The 18,505-nt window shown below is 54.8% G+C and carries 14 protein-coding genes; 3 read left to right on the top strand and 11 right to left on the bottom strand.

The window, feature by feature from the left end:
* Positions 1-54 precede the first annotated feature (54 nt).
* On the bottom strand, positions 55-894 hold the full coding sequence (locus tag ACKGJP_RS14220) for an amidohydrolase family protein (protein WP_409346284.1): 840 nt from the start codon (positions 892-894) through the stop codon (positions 55-57).
* Positions 891-1,808: an AraC family transcriptional regulator gene (locus ACKGJP_RS14215; protein ID WP_409346283.1), complete on the bottom strand. Its 918-nt coding sequence runs from the start codon at positions 1,806-1,808 to the stop codon at positions 891-893. The genes ACKGJP_RS14220 and ACKGJP_RS14215 overlap by 4 nt, the downstream gene beginning before the upstream one ends.
* 158 nt (positions 1,809-1,966) lie before the next feature.
* Between ACKGJP_RS14215 and ACKGJP_RS14210 the strand changes: the two genes are divergently transcribed.
* Positions 1,967-4,156, top strand: coding sequence for a family 78 glycoside hydrolase catalytic domain (locus ACKGJP_RS14210; RefSeq protein WP_409346282.1), 2,190 nt, complete (start codon positions 1,967-1,969; stop codon positions 4,154-4,156).
* A gap of 48 nt (positions 4,157-4,204) precedes the next feature.
* On the opposite strand, the gene ACKGJP_RS14205 is transcribed toward ACKGJP_RS14210, so the two are convergent.
* Together ACKGJP_RS14205 and ACKGJP_RS14200 are read right to left on the bottom strand one after the other, a co-directional pair.
* A complete protein-coding gene (locus ACKGJP_RS14205; protein WP_409346281.1) occupies positions 4,205-5,014 on the bottom strand; it encodes a sugar phosphate isomerase/epimerase family protein in 810 nt (269 codons plus the stop codon).
* Complete coding sequence (locus ACKGJP_RS14200; RefSeq protein WP_409346280.1) at positions 5,011-6,000, bottom strand: zinc-dependent alcohol dehydrogenase; 990 nt, start codon at positions 5,998-6,000, stop codon at positions 5,011-5,013. Before ACKGJP_RS14200 ends, ACKGJP_RS14205 begins: the two co-directional genes overlap by 4 nt.
* A 400-nt stretch (positions 6,001-6,400) precedes the next feature.
* Between ACKGJP_RS14200 and ACKGJP_RS14195 the strand changes: the two genes are divergently transcribed.
* Entirely contained in the window at positions 6,401-7,000 is a 600-nt protein-coding gene (locus ACKGJP_RS14195; protein WP_409346279.1) for a helix-turn-helix domain-containing protein, read from the top strand.
* A 165-nt stretch (positions 7,001-7,165) separates the two neighbouring features.
* Here the strand turns inward: ACKGJP_RS14195 and ACKGJP_RS14190 are convergent, their stop codons facing one another.
* The 3 genes from ACKGJP_RS14190 to ACKGJP_RS14180 form a co-directional block, all read right to left on the bottom strand.
* Complete coding sequence (locus ACKGJP_RS14190; RefSeq protein ID WP_409346278.1) at positions 7,166-9,178, bottom strand: YhgE/Pip family protein; 2,013 nt, start codon at positions 9,176-9,178, stop codon at positions 7,166-7,168.
* A gap of 96 nt (positions 9,179-9,274) precedes the next feature.
* The gene (locus tag ACKGJP_RS14185; RefSeq protein WP_409346277.1) at positions 9,275-9,871 is read right to left on the bottom strand and encodes a TetR/AcrR family transcriptional regulator; all 597 of its coding nucleotides are present in this window, start codon (positions 9,869-9,871) and stop codon (positions 9,275-9,277) included.
* Between the two features lie 293 nt (positions 9,872-10,164).
* The gene (locus tag ACKGJP_RS14180) at positions 10,165-11,061 is read right to left on the bottom strand and encodes an NAD(P)/FAD-dependent oxidoreductase (protein ID WP_409346276.1); all 897 of its coding nucleotides are present in this window, start codon (positions 11,059-11,061) and stop codon (positions 10,165-10,167) included.
* Positions 11,062-11,334: 273 nt separating this feature from the next.
* Between ACKGJP_RS14180 and ACKGJP_RS14175 the strand changes: the two genes are divergently transcribed.
* Positions 11,335-11,622 (top strand): cold-inducible protein YdjO-related protein, encoded by a 288-nt coding sequence (locus tag ACKGJP_RS14175; RefSeq protein WP_409346275.1) that lies wholly within the window; start codon positions 11,335-11,337, stop codon positions 11,620-11,622.
* 253 nt (positions 11,623-11,875) lie between these two features.
* On the opposite strand, the gene ACKGJP_RS14170 is transcribed toward ACKGJP_RS14175, so the two are convergent.
* From ACKGJP_RS14170 to ACKGJP_RS14155, 4 genes are all read right to left on the bottom strand, one after another.
* Positions 11,876-12,523, bottom strand: a complete 648-nt coding sequence (locus tag ACKGJP_RS14170) for a nitroreductase family protein (protein WP_409346274.1) — start codon at positions 12,521-12,523, stop codon at positions 11,876-11,878.
* Between the two features lie 216 nt (positions 12,524-12,739).
* Positions 12,740-14,911, bottom strand: coding sequence for an S-layer homology domain-containing protein (locus tag ACKGJP_RS14165; protein WP_409346273.1), 2,172 nt, complete (start codon positions 14,909-14,911; stop codon positions 12,740-12,742).
* Positions 14,912-14,957: 46 nt separating this feature from the next.
* Entirely contained in the window at positions 14,958-16,811 is a 1,854-nt protein-coding gene (locus ACKGJP_RS14160) for a glycosyltransferase (protein ID WP_409346272.1), read from the bottom strand.
* Between the two features lie 12 nt (positions 16,812-16,823).
* Positions 16,824-18,446, bottom strand: a complete 1,623-nt coding sequence (locus ACKGJP_RS14155) for a hypothetical protein (RefSeq protein WP_409346271.1) — start codon at positions 18,444-18,446, stop codon at positions 16,824-16,826.
* Positions 18,447-18,505 lie beyond the last annotated feature (59 nt).

The raw sequence follows: 18,505 nt of genomic DNA, 5'->3' as shown, positions 1-18,505 counted from the left end.
AGCCTGTGGCGGTAGGTTTAGAATTGCGGTTGTAGGTTCGCCCATCTTCCTTCATCAATCAGCTAGCCGATAAAATCTTGCTGCATTATCGCCGTAAACGGCCGCTCGCTCCTCTTCCGTCCACTCCTCATCAAGGCAATGCTCGAACAGCTCCACCACCTGCTCGTAGGCGGCGGAGAACAAGCAGACCGGCCAGTCGCTCCCGAACATGACGCGCCGTTTACCGAAGGCTTCGATCACGTACTGCGCGAACGGGCGGATCGCTTCCCTCGACCAAGCGCCGTCCAGCCGCTCCGGCACCATCCCCGACAGCTTGCACATCGTATTCGGAAACGATGCAATCTCTCTAATGTACGAGCCCCAAGGCTCCGGCTCCCCCGCTTCAATAGGCGGCTTGGCCAAATGATCGACCACGGCGCGTAAATCGGGAACGCGGTGCAGCATCTCTACAAGGTAAGGCAAATGCCGCGGATTCGCCTGCAGATCGACCGGAAACTGAGCGCCTTCCAGCAGCCTCAAATGACGGAGCACCGCCGGCTTCAGAACCCACTCGGAAGGCAGATCCTGTATCATCGGGCGAACGCCGATAAACTTCGGATGCTCGCACAAGCGCTGCCAGTCCCGTTCGAACGAATCCGACTCCAAATCCAGCCATCCGACGACGCCAGCCACGGTCGGCTCCCGATCTGCTATTTCCAGGAGAAACTCCGTTTCTTCAACGGTCGGCGCAGCCTGCACGAGGATGGACTTCTCGAAACCATGCTTCTCCAGCAAAGGCTTCAGCTGCTCCGGCATATAGTCCGCATAAATTTTTCCTAACGAAGGCTGCAGCCAGCCGTAGTCCGTACGAGACGTTAACCAGTAATGCTGATGTGAATCGATTTTCATCGTCATGGCCTACTTTCCTGGTATTTGTTCCGGTATTCCCTCGGCGATAAGCCAATCCGCTTCTTGAACAGCTTGTTGAAATGGCTAAGGTCGCCGATTCCGACGCGTCCCGCAATGGCAATCACTTTATCGTCCGTCTCGCGAAGCAGCTTGAGCGAGGCATGAATCCGCAGCTCATTACGGTATTCGGTGAACGTCTGCCCTACTGTCTGCTTGAATTTGTCCGTGAAGCGCGTCTGGCTCATTCCGCACATTTGGCAAACCTGGTCCAGCCGGATCGGCTCCGCATAATGCTGCTCCAGAAAGTCGCAAAGCTGGCGGATGACGATGGGCTCGTTCCGCTGGAATAGCGTCTGGACGACGCGCTCCTCATAACGCCGGCTGAGCCAGACAAGCAGATCGATCAGCTGCGCTTTAATGGAAATGCGGTAGCCCAGCGCCTTTTGCGTAAACTCCGTTACGACCCGATCCAGCCGCTGTTTGACTTCCCGCGCTTCCGGCAGCGAAAGCTTCATGTGCGATTCGAAGTCCGGGTTTTGCCGCAGGAACGGCTCCACATAGAAAAAGTTGACGAACGGCGTCACCTCCGACAGCACCTTCAGCTCCGTCTCCAGGAATGACGGGAGGAACAGGACATTGTATACCTGCATAGGCGAGCTGCCAATCACCCGGTAGTCATGGTCGGCGTACGGCGGTACGACGAAAATGTCGCCTTTGGAAACCGGGAAAGCGTGCCCCTTGTATAAATGCTCGCCCGCTCCGTCCGCCACGAAAACAAGTTCGATGAAATCATGGGCATGAGGCATCGGCTCCCTCTCCGGCATCGTTTGGAACGGAAAGCAAGCAAACGGAAAAGCGTCGCTTTCCAGATACGTTTCCTTCGGGTACACGGTCATCGCTTCACCTGTTTTCTTTTTCATATAGGCTAATTGTAGAAGAGACAGCCAAATGTGGCAAGATGGGCGGATCGCCATCGTTTCCCGGCAAAAAATCCGAGTTTTGAAGTCTCTCAAAAAGTAAGCTGAGTCTATCGGGACATTTATTTGCCGCAGCTCAGCTGCTTGAAAGGAGCTTCATCATGGATAAACAATGGTCCGCAGCTTGGGTTACGGAGCCGATATTTGCCGGCCTGCAGCCGATCGATCCTTTTCATAAGGAAATGGACGGTACGGAGCTGCCCCCTCATCAAGAAGAGCTGAAAAATCGCCATACGCTCGCGAGGAAAACATTTCAATTGAATGAAACCGTAAATCACGCGGTGCTGGACATTTCGGCGGACGACTATTACAAGCTGTACATTAACGGCCAATTTGTCGGCCAAGGCCCGGCGCAAGGGCCGATCGGCCACTACCCGTATAACCGGTATGAAGTAAGCGGCTTTCTTCATAAAGGGGTGAACGTCATTGCCGTTCACGTCTACTACCAGGGGCTCATTTGCCGAGCCTACAACAGCGGGGACTACCGGCATGGACTGATCGCCGAGCTCACTGCCGACGGGCGGCCGACCGTCGCGACCGATTCCAGCTGGAAGCTTCACCCCGCCGAGGAATACGCCAGCGGAGGCATTATCGGCTATGATACGCAGTACCTCGAGCAGATCGATAACCGGCTTAAACAACTCGGCTGGAAGGAACCCGGCTTCGACGATTCCGCCTGGTACGGGGCAGTGGAAGCGGCGGATGGCCAGCGCCGCCTGTTCCTCCAGTCCACACCTCCGCTAGCCGTTTACGGAATGAAGCCCCGTCGTATCGACTCCCTTGGCGAAGAAGGCTTCTTGATCGATTTCGGCGAGGAAATAACCGGTCAATTCACGATGAAAGCCCGGGGCGGCGAAGGACATGTCGTTGAAATTCGCTGCGGCGAAGAGCTGCTGGATGACGGGCGCGTCCGGTATGACATGCGGTGCAACTGCGCTTACCGGGAGCTTTGGACGTTGTCGGGCAAGGAGGACGAGCTGGAGCTCTACGATTATAAGGCGTTCCGGTATGCGGAGGTGCTTGCGCCTAGCGGCGTAACGCTGTACCCGGATAGCTTCGGCGCCGTTGTCCGCCACTATCCGCTGGACGAGGACGCCTGTTCCTTCGAATCGTCCGATCCGATGCTGAATGCGATCTGGTCGATCTGCCGAAACGGGGTCAAATACGGAGCGCAGGAGAACTATGTGGATTGCCCCTCCCGTGAGAAGGGCCAATATTTAGGCGACAATACGGTCATCACCCACGCGCATGCATACTTGTCCGGCGACCTGAGGCTGTTTCGCAAGTCGCTGCATGATTTTGCCTTGTCCGCAGCTACATGTCCGGGGTTGATGGCGGTCGCTCCCGGCCACTTGATGCAGGAAATCGCCGATTTTTCGTTTCAATGGCCGATGCAGCTCCTCGAATATTACCGGCAGAGCGGTGATCTCGAATTTGTGCGCGATATGCATCCGGTGGCTGTAGCCATGCTGCATCATTTCGATAAATACCGGCGGGAAGACGGCTTGCTAGCCGAAGTTGCGGACAAATGGAACCTCGTGGATTGGCCGGTAGGCATGCGTGACGATTATGCGTTTCCGCTGAATAAACCGGTTGGGCCCGGCTGCCATAACGTGATCAACGCGTTTTACTACGGAGCGATGATTGCCGTGAGGGACTTGGAAGATGTGCTCGGCATAGCGGATAGAACGGTGCCGGAGGAACGTCTTGCCTCGTTTCGCCGGTCATTCCGCAAAGCTTTTCGAAGCGTGGAAACGATGCTGTTTGTCGATGCCGAAGGCTCCCGTCATGCTTCGCTTCATGCGAATGCGCTTCCCCTCTTGTTCGGGTTGACGGCCGAGGAAGACCGGCCGGCGGCGGTCGACCTGCTGCGCGCCAAAAGGCTGAGCTGCGGTGTCTACTTCTCTTACTTCGTGCTGAAAGCGCTGGCCGCAGCTGGCGAGCACAAGCTCGTATACGAGCTCATTCGCGCGGAAGATCTGCATTCCTGGGGCAACATGGTGAAGGAAGGCGCGACCACCTGCTTCGAAGCATGGTCCAAAGAACTGAAGTGGAACACCAGCCTTTGCCACCCATGGGCGAGCGCGCCTATCCCGCTGCTTATTGAAGAGATCGTCGGCTTGAAGCCCGCTTCGCCTGGATGGCAAACCGTGTCCTTCCAGCCGCGGCTGCCGGAGGCGCTAGAGCATATTGAGCTTGCTTTTCGCACCCCGGCCGGTCGCATTCTATTCTCTTATAAGGACGGCAAGACGGGCCTTACGCTTCCGGAAGGCGTTCGCCTCGCCGATTGATAAGAGCAGCCCCAAGAGCGCAGTGGCTGCTCTTGGGGCTGTCCCGGTTTATAGGGATCGGATATAGGTGGCGGCTAACCGGTATTCCTCCATGGAAGGAAGATGCTCCAGCATAAGCGGGACGTCTCTTCCCAGCGAGCGAATTTCGCGCAAATACATGCGATAGTCCAAACCGCCGAGACCGGGTCTCGTTTCGCTCAAATGAACGGTCAGCCCATCCGATAACGCGATGTCTTTGGCGTGGCAACTTTTGATGTACGGCCCCAGCTTGCGGAAGCATTCTTGAATCAGATGGCCGTTCTCGAAATACCGCCGCGGGCTCGAAACGAGATTTACGGGATCGAGGTGCACCGCGAACGCCTTCCGGTCGATTGCGCGGATCAAATCGAGATACCCGTCCGCGCTGTCCGGAAAAATCCAGGGCATCGTTTCGAGCGTATAAAAGGTATGGCGCGGCTTGACGGCGTCAATAATTTCCCTCACGCTGTCGACGACGAGCTGGAACGTTTCATCCGAAAAATTGTCCGGATGAGGTCCGTCCCATTTATCCCCTCGGGATCCGGAAATGTTCACGCAGCACCTTGCGCCTATTTCCTCCGCAAGCGCCAGCCTGCTTTGACAGAGCTCGATTGCGCTCTTGCGGACGCCTTCGTCCCGGCTAATCGAATTGCTCCAGGCGCCCACTTCGGCAATCACGATATCCGCCTTCAGCGCCGCTTCGCGGCAGGCGGCAATTTCACTCGAATCCCGGTAAGCGGCATCCGGACAATAAGCTGCCGTATAGCCGCTTTTTTGCAATTCCAAAATCCACTCCTCCGGATCATTCCCCGTTGCCCGTACGGGACCGCCAAGTCTCATTCGGCATGCTCCCCTTCCATACGCGTCCAGTCGAATAGGACGAACAGCTCCTCAACCTGCCTGCCGGCTAGCTCCGTATACGCTTCCTGTGCATGCATCGGAGATACTTTGCGGATATGCGGGCTTGCATCGAACAGACCTTCGGCCAGCCATCGGAGTCCCGTACGCAGATTTTCCTGTACGCTATGCGGCATAAAGTCCTGCGACACGATCGGGAGCTCCCATTCCCAGCCGCTGCGCAAGGTTACATACCGATGGAAAACCAAAGAAAGCAGCTCTTGGGCATAACGATCCGTATACCGGTTCCAAGGAACGCCGGCCAGAACAAGCTCCCCGCCTTTCCTCAGCATATGACAGCTGTCTATTGCAGCCGATTCGTGTCCCGAGCATTCCAGAACGAGGGAAACCTTGCCTTGCCATACCGAATCCTGAATCGGAATCTCCTTCACGGCACGCTGGATTCCCGCTTGCTGCGCTTTACGCAATCTGGCCTCGTCGGGATCGCATAGCATGACCTCGTAGCCGCTTCGCGCAAACAAGAGCGCCGATAAAAATCCGATAGGTCCCGCCCCTGTAATCAGCACGTTGTCCCCAGGGCGAGCTTTAGTCGTCATCAGCGTGGTCATTCCGATGTTGAGCAGCCTGGCTATCGCTGCTTCGGCAGGATCAAGCTTAGCCGGTACCGGTATAGCCTCCTTCACAGGCACCTGCTGATAGCTCTTGTGAGGATGCATGCATAGAAAGCGATCCCCGATCGCTGCGGAATCGACGCCTTCGCCGATCTCCTCGACCTCAAAAACCGACGCATACCCGGTCGTAGCGGGCTTAACATGCTCCTGCAGAAAACCCGCATTCAGCTCGGTACCCGGACTGATCAAGGAATATAAAGTTTTCCCCATGATGCAGCCAGGATCTGGACTAGCCGGTTTGCCGATTGGCGCCAAAACCGCCCGCTCCTTGCCTGTAAATCGAATTTCGCCGTTCATTCGAAAGCCCTCCTCCACCCTCAGATCGCAATAGAATTATTTTCTACCGTCTGATAGTATGAGTATAGGAAGAAACTCCGACTTTCACTAGCTCTGGGAGTCCCTATGATTTATCTGTGCGTACACATGCGCAAGGGAGAGGAATGCCATAACCGACACGTCGCTTTTATCCGATCACGTTGTACAGCTGCGTTTTCTGGAATCCGGGAGAGGACATGCTCCAAGCGGCTGGATTCATGAGAAAAAAGTTCCGTTTACGATCATTGCCCAAGCGGTAAAGGGATCGTACGAGGTCATATCCGAGCTCGGACATGTACGTGCCCAAGGGCGGGAAGCGTTTCTGGCGCCTGCGAACATTCCCTTGCGCATTGTCCACCATGGCGATGAACGCGACAATGAAATGAGCTACCGTTACGTGCACCTGCAATTTACGATTTATGAAACGATCGATGTTTTCGAATTGTTCCATTTCCCGCTAAAGACCGATCGACAAACGGGCGAAACAATAGGGGCATGGATTGAGGAACTGCTTCTGCTGCACAAGGATAGCGCCAAGAGTCCTTTGCGCCTGGCCGCAGGAAGAAACGAACTGGCCTACCGTTTCCTAAATCTGTTATTGGACCTCTGCCCGCCAAACGAACGTTATGAACATTTCTTGAACGGGACGACGGAGCTTCTTCCGGTCCTATCTTACATCAGGCGCAACCTGGCCGAGCCGATTACGGTAGAGAAGCTCCTGTCGATTTCGCCGATGTCTCGAACGGTCTTCTTTCGTTTATTTCATGCGACATTCCGGCAAACCCCGATGAACTATATCAAAACCATTCGATTGAACGAAGCCTACAGGCGTTTATGCGCCACTTCCGATTCCGTGAGTCTCGTTTCCGAGCAATGCGGCTTCTCTACGATGACTCATTTCTGCAGAGAGTTTAAACAGGTATACCGGCTGACGCCGAGCGAGGCGCGCATGGCTTATCGCAGCTTTTCCTCAAACGACTAGACGGCACGATTGTTTAGTTGCAAGTACATCACTTGTTTCCTAAAATATTCAGACTTAGCCGGGGGGTGACGTACCGTAGCGCACAGCTGCCTCCCTTTCGCACGTTCGGCCGTATCCCCATAAAAAACCGGACCCGGCATCAACTGCGCCGGGTCCGGTTTCAGGTTACGCTTCTGCGCGGTCAAGCAACGCCGAAGGCTGACGCTTGTGCCGTATGATGAAATAGCTCATGGTGAGTATGGCGCACAAACCTGTAAACATGGCCAATATGCCGATATTTTGCCATAGGAAGCCATAGTCGCCGCTGGAAATGACCGCTTTATAACCCGATACCGAGTAGGTCATCGGAAGCCATGCCGTAACATGCTGCAGCGCGTCCGGAATCAGTTCGACCGGGAACGTTCCCGCCGAGGTAGTCAACTGCAGGATGAGGATGACGATCGCTACGAAGCGTCCCGGATCGCCCATCGTCGTAACGAAGAGCTGGATTAGCGCCATGTACGTCCAGCTCGTCATCAAGCTGAACAAGAAGAACAGCGGCACGCTTTTGACCTCGATGCCGAGACCGTAAAGCAGAACCAGATTCACCACTACGGCTTGAATAGCGCCTACGACAAGCATGAAGCCGAATTTGCCGAAGAACAGCGCCATGCCGGATTTCGGCATGCCGGCCGGATCGCGGAGCGGGAAGACGATCGTGAGCAGCAGCGCTCCGACGAACAATCCCAGCGAGACGAAATACGGAGCGAAGCCCGTACCGTAGTTTGGAACCGGGTTCAGCTTTTCTTCTTCAACCTGGATCGGGCTCGCGACTTTATCGAACATGTCGTCGCTCCCTTTGATGCCCGAGGTTTTGTCCGAAGCTTCCTGCAGCTTGCCGGAGAGCTCGTTCGTGCCCGTGGCGACGGTGGCCGCCCCTTCGCTAAGCTTCTTCGAGCCTTCCTCCAGCTTCATCGTGCCGTCGGACAGCTGCTCGACGCCGCCTGATAACTGCGTCAGGCCGCTTTCCAGTTTGGCGCCTCCTTGCGACAGCGATCCTGCACCGCTCGCCAGGGCTGCTCCGCCTTGCTTGGCTTCGCCCAGCTTCTGCGCAAACAGATCCATACCCGCTACAAGCTGATTCTCGCCGGCGAGCAGCTTCACGGTTCCGTCAGCTAGCTGCTTCTGACCGGTCGATAACGAGCCGGCTCCTTCCGCCAGCGCTTTTGCCGTACCGACAAGCTTCAGGTAAGCCGGATCTTGAGCAAGCTCGGGATGCGCTTGCGCGAATTGCTCCATGCCCGCCGTGAGTCCGGCAGCGCCGGCGTTCAGCTTCTCGGCGCCCTCCGCCGCGCTGTCCAAGCCGCTTTTCAGCTGCGCGGTTCCGGCTTCAGCCTGCTTCGCGCCTTCTCTCAGCTGCCCATGTCCCTGCTCCAGCTGCGTCAAGCCGGTTGTCAGCTGCCCTGCGCCCTGCTTCAGCTGAAGGATTCCGGTTTGCAGCTGTCCTGCGCCGGAAAGCAGTTCGTTCGCGCCGCTCTTCAGCGGCAATGTGCCTTGCGCCAGCTTCGAAATATTTTCATCGATCGTTGCAATACCGGTCTCGATGCTCTTCGTGCCGTCCGAAAGCTTTAACGCGCCGCTGGCCGCCTGCGAAAGTCCGTCCGAAAGCTTCGAAATATTGGCAAAAACCGTTTCCGTGTAAGCTTTCGTCAACTCGCTCGACAGCTCCGCCTTCATACGGTCGACTGCCGTTTTGCCGATTTGCGACGATAAGAAGTTATAGCTCTCATTCGGATAAAAGCGGAATACCGCTTTGTCCGGATGCTCATCCAGAACATTTGTCGCCTTCTCCGAGAAATTTGCGGGTATTTCGATGCCCAGATAATACTTATTATCCTTAAGGCCTTGCTCCGCTTCTTCCTTCGTGACGAAATTCCAGTTGAAGCCCTTCGTCTCCTTGATCTTGCCGGCGAACTCGTCGCCTAGCTTCATCGTTTTCCCCTCGAAGGTCGCCCCTTTATCCTCGTTGACTACCGCTACCGGCAGCGTGTCAAGCTTTGCGTAAGGATCCCAGAAAGCCCACAGGAACATCGAACTGTACAACAACGGCACTAACGCAACGGCGAGAACCGGGATCAATATCTTTTTGTTTTTCAATACGGCAAGCAGTTCCACCATAAAATACTTCGAGCTTTTCATGCCAAATCTCTCCTATCTTGTATCCCACGCCAATCGCGGTTCTATCCATCACAAGCCAATTACCATATGACCGTTTTGTTCATTTGGTCAAACCACTCATAAAAAAACAGCTGCTTCCCGCACAGCCAACCCTTCCACCAAATACGTTTGGAACCATTCCGCAATTTGCTCGTTGCTTAAAGGATGCGTGCTGCGCTTATCCCAATCGTGCACGAAAGCGACGTACAGCTTCAAGATGACGAATGCCGTGATTTCCGGATCGCATGGCTTGATCTCGCCTTTATCGAGCGAATCCTGAACCTTCCTCTGAACGAAAGCGAGTATGGCCTGCTCGACTTGACGCATCCCCTCGATCGCCTTCGGCGTACCGATTTCTTTCACTTCCAGGGACAGCCTGATTGTCAGCTCGTGCTTTCTGCGAAAATCGAGCAGTTCGAATAGTAACGGGTGCATATTGTCGAACAACGGTTTGCCGGAATCCAACACATGCTCCGCCAGCTCCTTCATTTCCTGTATGAAGTTGCGCATGATTTCATCGAACAGCTCTTCCTTCTGCGTGAAAAACGTATAGATCGTCCCTTTGCCGACACCGGCGATTCTGGCCACATGTTCCATCGTCGTCGCCTTGTAGCCCATCAGCGCAAAAGATTTGGTGGCCGCTTCGACGATTTGCTTTCTGCGGTCTGCCGACATACTCCGATTCACCTCCTTCTTCCTACGTACAATAACACCGACTGACCGTTTTGGTCTTTCGGTCATTTCGTTTTTCATTATAGAACGATCGCCGATTTTTCGCAAGCGAAATTTTCCTGTTGCATCCTGACGAAACGAAGAAGGCCCCTTTCTTAATAAGGAAAACCGCCAATCGCGTCCTTTGACGCCAGACGTTTACCGAGAAATCGAACAATCGGCGGTGTTTACCTTTTCTAAGATCATGAAAAAGGCACACCGACCGTTTCCTCGATGTGCCTTAACCGGCTCGCTGTTTAGAACGTTTCCTCCATTAGATCCGTGTTCACGCCGATGGCCGCCCTGCTGCCTCCCGCAGCCGCAATAATAAGCTGGGACGGCGCGATAACGGAAGCGTCTCCTGCCGCGTATATCCCTTTGATGCTTGTTCTGCCGAGTGCATCCGTCACGATCCCTCCCCTATTGTCAATTTCGCAGCCGAGCCGTTCGCCGAAGGGCGCCGGAACCCATACCGGCGTCACGAATCCGCCTACTCTTTCTACAGCCGTACCATCCGTAAACCGAACCTGTTCGAGCATCCCGTTCCGTCCTTCGAAGGCGGCGATCGGCTGCTCGTTGACCTTTATTTCTTTCTCAAGCAGCTTTTGCTTCTCGTCAGTCGTCAGAATGAACTTGCCGTTCGTACAAACGATCAAATCGCGGCTCCAGTTATAGACGAGCTTAGCGATATGCATCGCATGCGGGGATTCGGAGACGATGACAAGCGGTTTGTCTCTCAGCTCCCACCCGTCGCAATAAGGACAGGTAAACAAGCTTTTGCCGTACAAATCGTGCAAGCCTCCGATCGGAGGAAATTCCTCTTTCAAGCCGGACGCTAATATCACTTTATCCGCCATGATAGGTTCCCCGGACTCCGTAACGATAGCGAACCCTGCCACCGTTCGGTTAACACCTTTTACTTCCTGCTGCCGGATTGTCACGGACGGGTATCGCGCTACTTCATCATAGGCGATACGGCGAAACTCCGCGGGATTTATGCCATCCCTCGTTATGAATCCGTGCGATTCGTGCGTAACCGCATTGCGGGGCTTGCCGTTGTCGAACAGCACGATGTTCCTTCTCGCCCTACCCAGCATCAATGCCGCGTTCAAGCCGGCAGGTCCTCCCCCTATTATTGCGCAATCGTAGTTCAACTTAATCTCTCCTTCTCGAATGAAATAGGTTGACGATTAATTAAAGATATAATAAGTCTATAATATCTACATTATGCCTTGTAGTCAAGATTTCCTCCCGATAACGTAATATTCGATGAATGAAAACACGGGAAAACGCTTCATTTAACAACATTTCATAAACGTCGGCATTCGGTTTGACATCCTGTTTTAAAAATTATTATTATAGAAACTATGTGTCGGGGTAACCTAGGCACACAAAGGACGGGATTGACTTAACGAGGAGGAACCGACATGCATATTCGTCCGTCCGACGAAACGCAAACACAAGGGGAACAAGCAAGCGGTAAAGTAGAGACGAAAGAGACGGCAGTACAGCCGGACAAGCCGGAATTAAAGCATTCCGTCGTCTGGAAGTGCAAAGACAAGGCATGCAAAGCATGGGTTCGCGAGGAGTTCGCGGAAAGCGAGTATCCGCCGTGTCCACTCTGCAAAGGACCCACGATTCGCTCGTTCAAGTTTCTGCCGGACATGCCCAAGAAAAAGACGAGAAAACCGAAGGCCGGCGGATCCAAGAAATAACGAGCAGCTCCGCGGTTCACATGACGACTTTGCTCAAAAATGACAAAAAGCGCCCTTTTCAAGGGCGCTTTTTGTTTGGCGCTCGGTTCGTTCGGATATTAGACAAGAAGCTTATCGAGCTATCCAAGCAAATGGAGACATGACATTTATCCAGGAAGCCGAACCAAAGCCGAAACATAAAACCATCGGCACGCGACAAAAATGCCGCCTCTCGGCGGCATTCCTGTTCGATGCTTTTTTGCGTATTATGCGGTCAGCTTCCCATGTGATTCCAGAACGTGAGTTCTTCGGCGGATAGACGTCCGGTCGGATGGCCTTCCTTTGCCGCTTTGCCGAGCGCGATGAGCATGACCGGTACGTATCGCTCCGAAATGCCGAACGCTTCTTTAAACTTCGCCGCGTCGTAGCCACCCATCGGCACCGTGTCATAGCCCTTTGCCCTAGCGGCCAGCATAAGCTGCATGGACACAAGACCGCCGTCTACAAGCACGATGTCTCTGCGCTTCTCCAAGGGCAGAGAGCTGTACATGCCGGTCGTACGCTTGACGAAATCCGACTTGGTCGCTTCGGACATGAATCCCGCTTTAACGGCCTGGTCGTAGATTTGCTCCGCTTTCTCATAGCTTTGAATATCGCCTAGCACGGCGATCACCGCCGAAGCATCCACCACCTGCTGTTGATTGAATGCGATCGGCAGCAGTTTTTGCTTCTGCTCGGCATCATCGATAACCAGAAAACGCCATGGCTGTAAATTGGACGATGAAGGCGCCAAAACGGCAGTCTCCAATATATCGTTCAGTTCTTCTTTGGACAAGCTCCAGTTTGGATCGTAAACACGGACGGAACGGCGCCCTTTGGCTACGGATAAGAAGTCCTGTTTATACTCGGTTTGTGTCGTCATGCTTATCTACCTCCGATTTGGTCTGACGGGATGGGTGAACGGATATTTAACTGTGTTCCATAATGCGCAGTATACCTCAATAACTGTCACCTTGTCAATCACAGTAATAGATCCGCTCTACTCAGTAATCGAAAATACCTTCCATGTCAAAAAAGACCGTTCGAGCGGACGCTCGGAACGGTCTCTTTGACAAAATAACGATTCGCGTAAAAGCGATTAGCCGACTTTTTCAAATATAATGCCGGCGTTTTCGCCGTCCAGCGTGACGATTGTCCCGCTGATAACTTGCAGGGAAATGTTGCTGCCCGCAGTTAGATTTACCACACATTGCTTATACATGACACTTCCAGCTGTAGCTAATGTTGTGCTAGAGCCTGGAATGTCAGAACCGGAACTCTTCAAAACCAGCGAGCCTATAGGAGACATTGCGCTAGTTTGCACATAATACGTTATCTTGTATAAACCGGATTCGTTTATCATGAAGGAGTTGTTATTTACCGGTGTTGTTGCTTGAATGGAGGAACCGCTTGTGACCTCCATTTGATTAAACGCAAACAGCATGCCTCCCATGTACAAATCCCCAAACGAGTGATTGTAATCGAATAGCAGGGAGGAAGCTCCTGAAGCTCCGGTCGCCCCCTTCGGACCTGCCGGACCCGCTGGGCCTGCTGGACCTGCTGGACCTGCCGGACCCGCTGGGCCTGCTGGACCTGCTGGACCTGCCGGACCCGCTGGGCCTATCGCGCCCTGTGGACCTGCTGGCCCTATCGCGCCCTCCGCTCCCGTCACACCCTGCAATCCTTGCGCACCTGCCGGGCCTACTGGACCAATCGCACCATTTGCACCCGTCGCACCTGTCACGCCTTGCAATCCTTGCGCACCCGCCGGGCCTACTGCGCCCACTGCTCCGGTCGCTCCGGTCACGCCTTGCGCACCTGCCGGGCCTACCGCGCCTTGTGCTCCCGTCGCCCCTATCGGACCCTGCGCTCCTGTCGCACCTGCCGGCCCTACTGCGCCCTCTGCTCCGGTCGCTCCGGTCACGCCTTGCGCTCCTGCCGGGCCTACCACGCCTTGTGCCCCCGTCGCCCCTATCGGACCTTGCGCTCCTGTCGCACCCGCCGGACCTACCGCGCCCTCTGCTCCGGTCGCTCCGGTCACGCCTTGCGATCCTGCCGGGCCTACTGCGCCTTGTGCTCCCGTCGCCCCAACCGGACCTTGCGCTCCTGTCGCACCTGCCGGGCCTACCGCACCTTGTGTCCCCGTCGCCCCTATCGGACCTTGCGCTCCTGTAGCACCCGCCGGTCCTACTGCTCCCTCTGCTCCGGTTGCTCCGGTCACGCCTTGCGCTCCTACCGGGCCTACCGCGCCTTGTGCCCCCGTCTCTCCAACCGGACCTTGCGCTCCCGTTGCACCTCCAGCACCGACTGCTCCAGATTCTCCTTTATCTCCTTTATCTCCCTTATCTCCCTTTGGCCCTTGCTGCGGTTTCCCGCTGCCTGCAGGCTCATATGGCTCGACAAAGTAAGCCGTATTCCCGACATGCACGACCGTCACCGAGGCTCCGGGCTTAACGTCGCCGTAGATGACCGCTGTCGCATCCAATTGGAATTGCTCCGCTTGTCCGTCCTGCTTCATTAACCGAAGCATGCCGCTAGAGAGCAGCGATACGGTCCCGCGCACGACGCGCTCCAGGCTGCCGGTCAAATATTTCTCCGCACCGCCGAGCACAACTGCAGTCTGAGCACGAGTTATCGAATCCTTAGGCTTAAACGTATTGTCGGGGAACCCGGATACCAAATTCAATTTAACGGCTGCTTTCACGTAATTTGCCGCCCATGCCGATACTTCTGCCGCATCATTGAACCCGGACGCATCGCTTGTCTGCGCAGCCGCTTCCGCCTGTTTCCCTAGCACGCGTATGGTCAGTCTTGCTATCCATTCGCGTGTAGCTTCCCTTTTGTTCCACGAAACATCGGAAGCATCCTCAGACTCCTCAACTGCCGAGACTAGCCCTTTTTCCAGAGCAGCCGCCACATAATCCCGCGCCCAATCGTCGGTTGCGAGCGGCAGCTTGCTTGTACCGGGTGATGACTGGGATTGCCCGGATAGCGCCAGCAGTCGAACCGCCATAACGACGGCTTCTTGACGGGTCACGGGAGCAGCAGGATTAAACATCCCGAGGGTATCGCCGTCTACGATTCCCATGGAAGCCAGCTTGGCGATCTCCCTCTCCGCCCATGGGGTCGAATCCGTATCGGGAAACGTGTTTCTTATCCCGTCGGTTTTAGAACCGTTATCGGCGGCATACGAAACCGTTCCAAGTGCTTGGCTTATTAACAAAAACGCCATTGACGCTTTAAAAATTCCCTGTTTTTTATCTTTCATCATTTTCTGCCTCCAACAGTTATTTGATCGCATGAAACGGCGATCTGCGTTATACGGCCAATCCCTCGCTGCGATGCTTTTCCGGTGCGCCCAACAAGCTTTCGAAGTACCGCCGGTTAGCCAACACGCTTTCATGATTGGGCAAATAGCTTGACGCTGCTTCATTATGATAGCTGGCAAGTTCGGGCTGGCCGATCCGGTCATAGCAAACGCTGAGCTGCAGGTGAGGAAGCCAAGTCCAACTGGCATGATGCAGCAAGCCAACGACATGTTCCGGTCTCTTTATTTTCGAAGCCAGCTTATACCAATAAATAGCCCGCACATAGTCCTGTTCCAGGAAATGATAATAACCAAGCTTGCAGCATGATTCGGCACGAGGAAGATCGTAGACAAACGATTGCAAAGCCTTGCCCTTGGCTTCCTCCAGCCGTCCCAAAGCGCAATAGCAATCGGACATTCGTCCGCAGGCGGCGATCTTGTCCTCGACCCAACCGTCTGCGGCTGACAGAAACTTTCCGTACGCTTCGATCGCCCGTTCCCACGCCTCGTGATCGGCCAGCTCGTTAGCGTAATAATAGAGCTCCCGTGTCGTGAATACCTCTCCGGCAGCCAGCTTGTCCTCGTAAATAGCCAGGTTGCGCGAACGGTTCGTATGCTTCCGGTCATGCGTTACGGCTGCGTCCGAAACGACTAATTTCCCGGTTACCTGTAAATATTCGTGAACAGCCCCTTCCCATCGGAAGTTGCAGCTTCGTCTAACCAAACGATTTCTGCGCAGACTGGCCGTGACGTTCCCTTGTTCGTCGAAGCCCAACAGGTAAGGCATCGACACTGCGTCTGCATCCCAATCCAAACCGCCGAGCAGCTTTCGGAGCTTGTCCCCGTCTTCGGACAGTAACCGGTCGTCCGCATCCAGCCATAAAATAAATTCCTTCGTGGCCATTCCGAAGGCGAAGTTTCGCGCTTTGGCAAAATCGTCAACCCACTCGAAATCGTAAATGCGGGTTGTATAAGCTCGTGCGATGTCTTTCGTTCCGTCTTCCGAACCGGTATCCACGATGACGATTTCGTCGACCAGAGCGTGGATGCTGTCCAAACAGCGGCGGAGGGTCTGTTCTTCATTCTTGACGATCATGCACAGACTGACAGACACCTTCCTCTTCCAAGCAAATAATGCTTGCGTCAGATCGAACCCCCATTTCTCATTCGCAATGGCCTTGTTCTCCATAAGCTGGCGTCCGTACCAGCCGGCATCCTCAGGAAAAAGCGGAGGCAGCGGCAAATACCGCACATAGCAATCCTCGGACACATAAAGTCCGAACCCCATTTGCAGCGCGCGATAGCAAAGATCGTCATCCTCATAACCTTCCAGACGGAATCGTTCGTCAAAACCTCCAAGCTGCACAAACGTCTCCCTGCGAATCATCATGAGATGGCTAAGCACTCTCGGAACCGGCCGTGACTGGCCGCTGCGAATCCGGCTTACTATTCTGCCCGCAATGTCCGGGCGGCCTCCGGGGTCAGGAGGAAGCTCCAGCCGCTGTGGCCCGCTGACATCATTGATGACAGGCCCGACGATAGCTGCATCGCGATGGTGATCCATGCAATCCGTAAGCTTCTGCAGCCATCTCTCCGTAACGGCTGCATGATCGCGCATAAAGACGAGCCGGCTTCCTGTTGCTGCTGCAGCCCCCCGATTATAGCCGGCCGCTACGCCGCAGCGTTCCTGCACGCTCACTACCCGAATCGAAGGATCCTTCCCAGCCCATATGCCGATATCCTTGCAATTCCCGTCATTGACGACGATGACGTCGTATAAGCCTTCGGTATGCAGGCGAATATGGGCCAGACATTGCTTGAAGCATTCGATTTGCTGAGCCAAAATAACAATGGATGTTTTCAAGACTTCGCCTCCCTAGCGCTGCTGTTTATTCGACAGCGTAACCGATAAGGAGACGCCTTCCCGTTCCATACGTAAACCGTCCCGGCCATGATAACGGGTATCCAGCGGGTTTGACAGCGGGCTCAAAACAACCTTTTGCTCGCCGCGCCCAGCTCCCGGCTCAAGGGTAACGTCGATGCCCACGCCTGCGGGAGCCCTTAGCAGAAGCCCTCCGGTTATGTTGGCGTGAAGCTTTTTATAGCGAATTTCGACGCCGGCAAGCTTGTTCGCCATTTCCGCACGAAGACGATCCGCTTGTTCGGCGGAAAGCGTGAAATGTACCTCACCTTCGCTTTCTGGGGGTAATGCAAGAACAAGTGATTGACGTACCGGCTCTCTGCCGGCAAGTGCCGCTTCCAGCTCCGCATCGTCCAACCATGCAAATAGCCGGCCGCCCTCTAAACGGTAACGTACGTTCGGCAGCAGCGCCTTATCGCCCGTCGCTCCGTAAGCGATTTCTCCGGCCCGATCGGGAATGTGCAGCATGCCGCTGAGCGAAACGGACGCGGTACTTGCACCGAATACTTGAACGGGCATCACGATCGGCAGACGGGCCGAGGACTTCAGGTCGTACACGACAGCCGTCACCGACGTACTGCCCTCGGCTACCGGCGTCACGTTCAATTCGCCGTCTTTAACCTGCAAGCCTACGATACCTTGCGTCTGATAAACGGCTTCGACCACCGAAAAACTTGCGTTGCCGTATATCCCTCTTGAGGCGGCGTCCGGTAAATGCGCATAAACGCTCTTCATCACGTCGCTTGCCGACAAACGGATAGGCGGCTGCCCGACGGTCAGTTTCAGTCTTCCGGGATGATCGGAAGCATCTTCCGGCTGTTTGCCCCCTGCACCGGTTTGCGTCTCCAAAGACAAAACTCGGCTGCCGGAAGCAAGCGAAATAGCGTCAAGCACGTCGCTTTCCGTCAGTTCCCCGTCTCCGCCTGCGGACACTAGCTTAAACTCGACGATTCCCGCATGCGCGGCTGCAGACATCCCCTTTACCTTCAGCTCGAGACTTCCCGTTGCGGGGTCGATCAGCTTGACCTTAGCATTCGACGATTGCGCGAACGCTTCCGTAAATCCGTCAACCGGTTTTCCGTCCGCACCTAATATTTCGAACATGGCGGAATAAACGCCAGCAATCGGATCTTTGCGTATGCTGAGCAGCTTCGCCGAGGCTGCCGGCACCGTGGGCTTTCCCCATTCGGTCGAAGATGCCGCCAAATCGCGAAAGTATCCGTTTCGAATGAAATGAAACGCGGGCACCCAACTTACGTTGCCGTCCGTCACATACATGCCGACGATGACTTTTTTCGGATCGGTATGCGCTTTATAGGAATCATAGGCACGTTTCGCGCCAAAATCGTCCACTTCCTTCAAGCCGTTTCGAACATTCGCCGCTTCGACCGTTCCGTCGGCATACCGGATCCAAAGCTGCTCGTGCGCTTGTACGACCCCCGCCTCTACCAGCAATTCCACTTCCGAAACGTTAGTTGCCACGCACCCCGCAAAAAGCGGAACCATTAGCGTTAGCAGCATCGCTTTTTTCAAGCTGCCCTGCATCGTTTTCTTGCTTTTGGGCTTGTTGTCCGACAAGCTGTCTCCTCCTTCGTTATCCATAATTTTCAATGGCAATTCTTGTCGAATTGTAGCAA

The sequence above is a fragment of the Paenibacillus litoralis genome (genome assembly GCF_046244365.1).
GTDB lineage: Bacteria > Bacillota > Bacilli > Paenibacillales > NBRC-103111 > Paenibacillus_V.
This window is presented reverse-complemented; position numbering and strand designations above follow the sequence as displayed.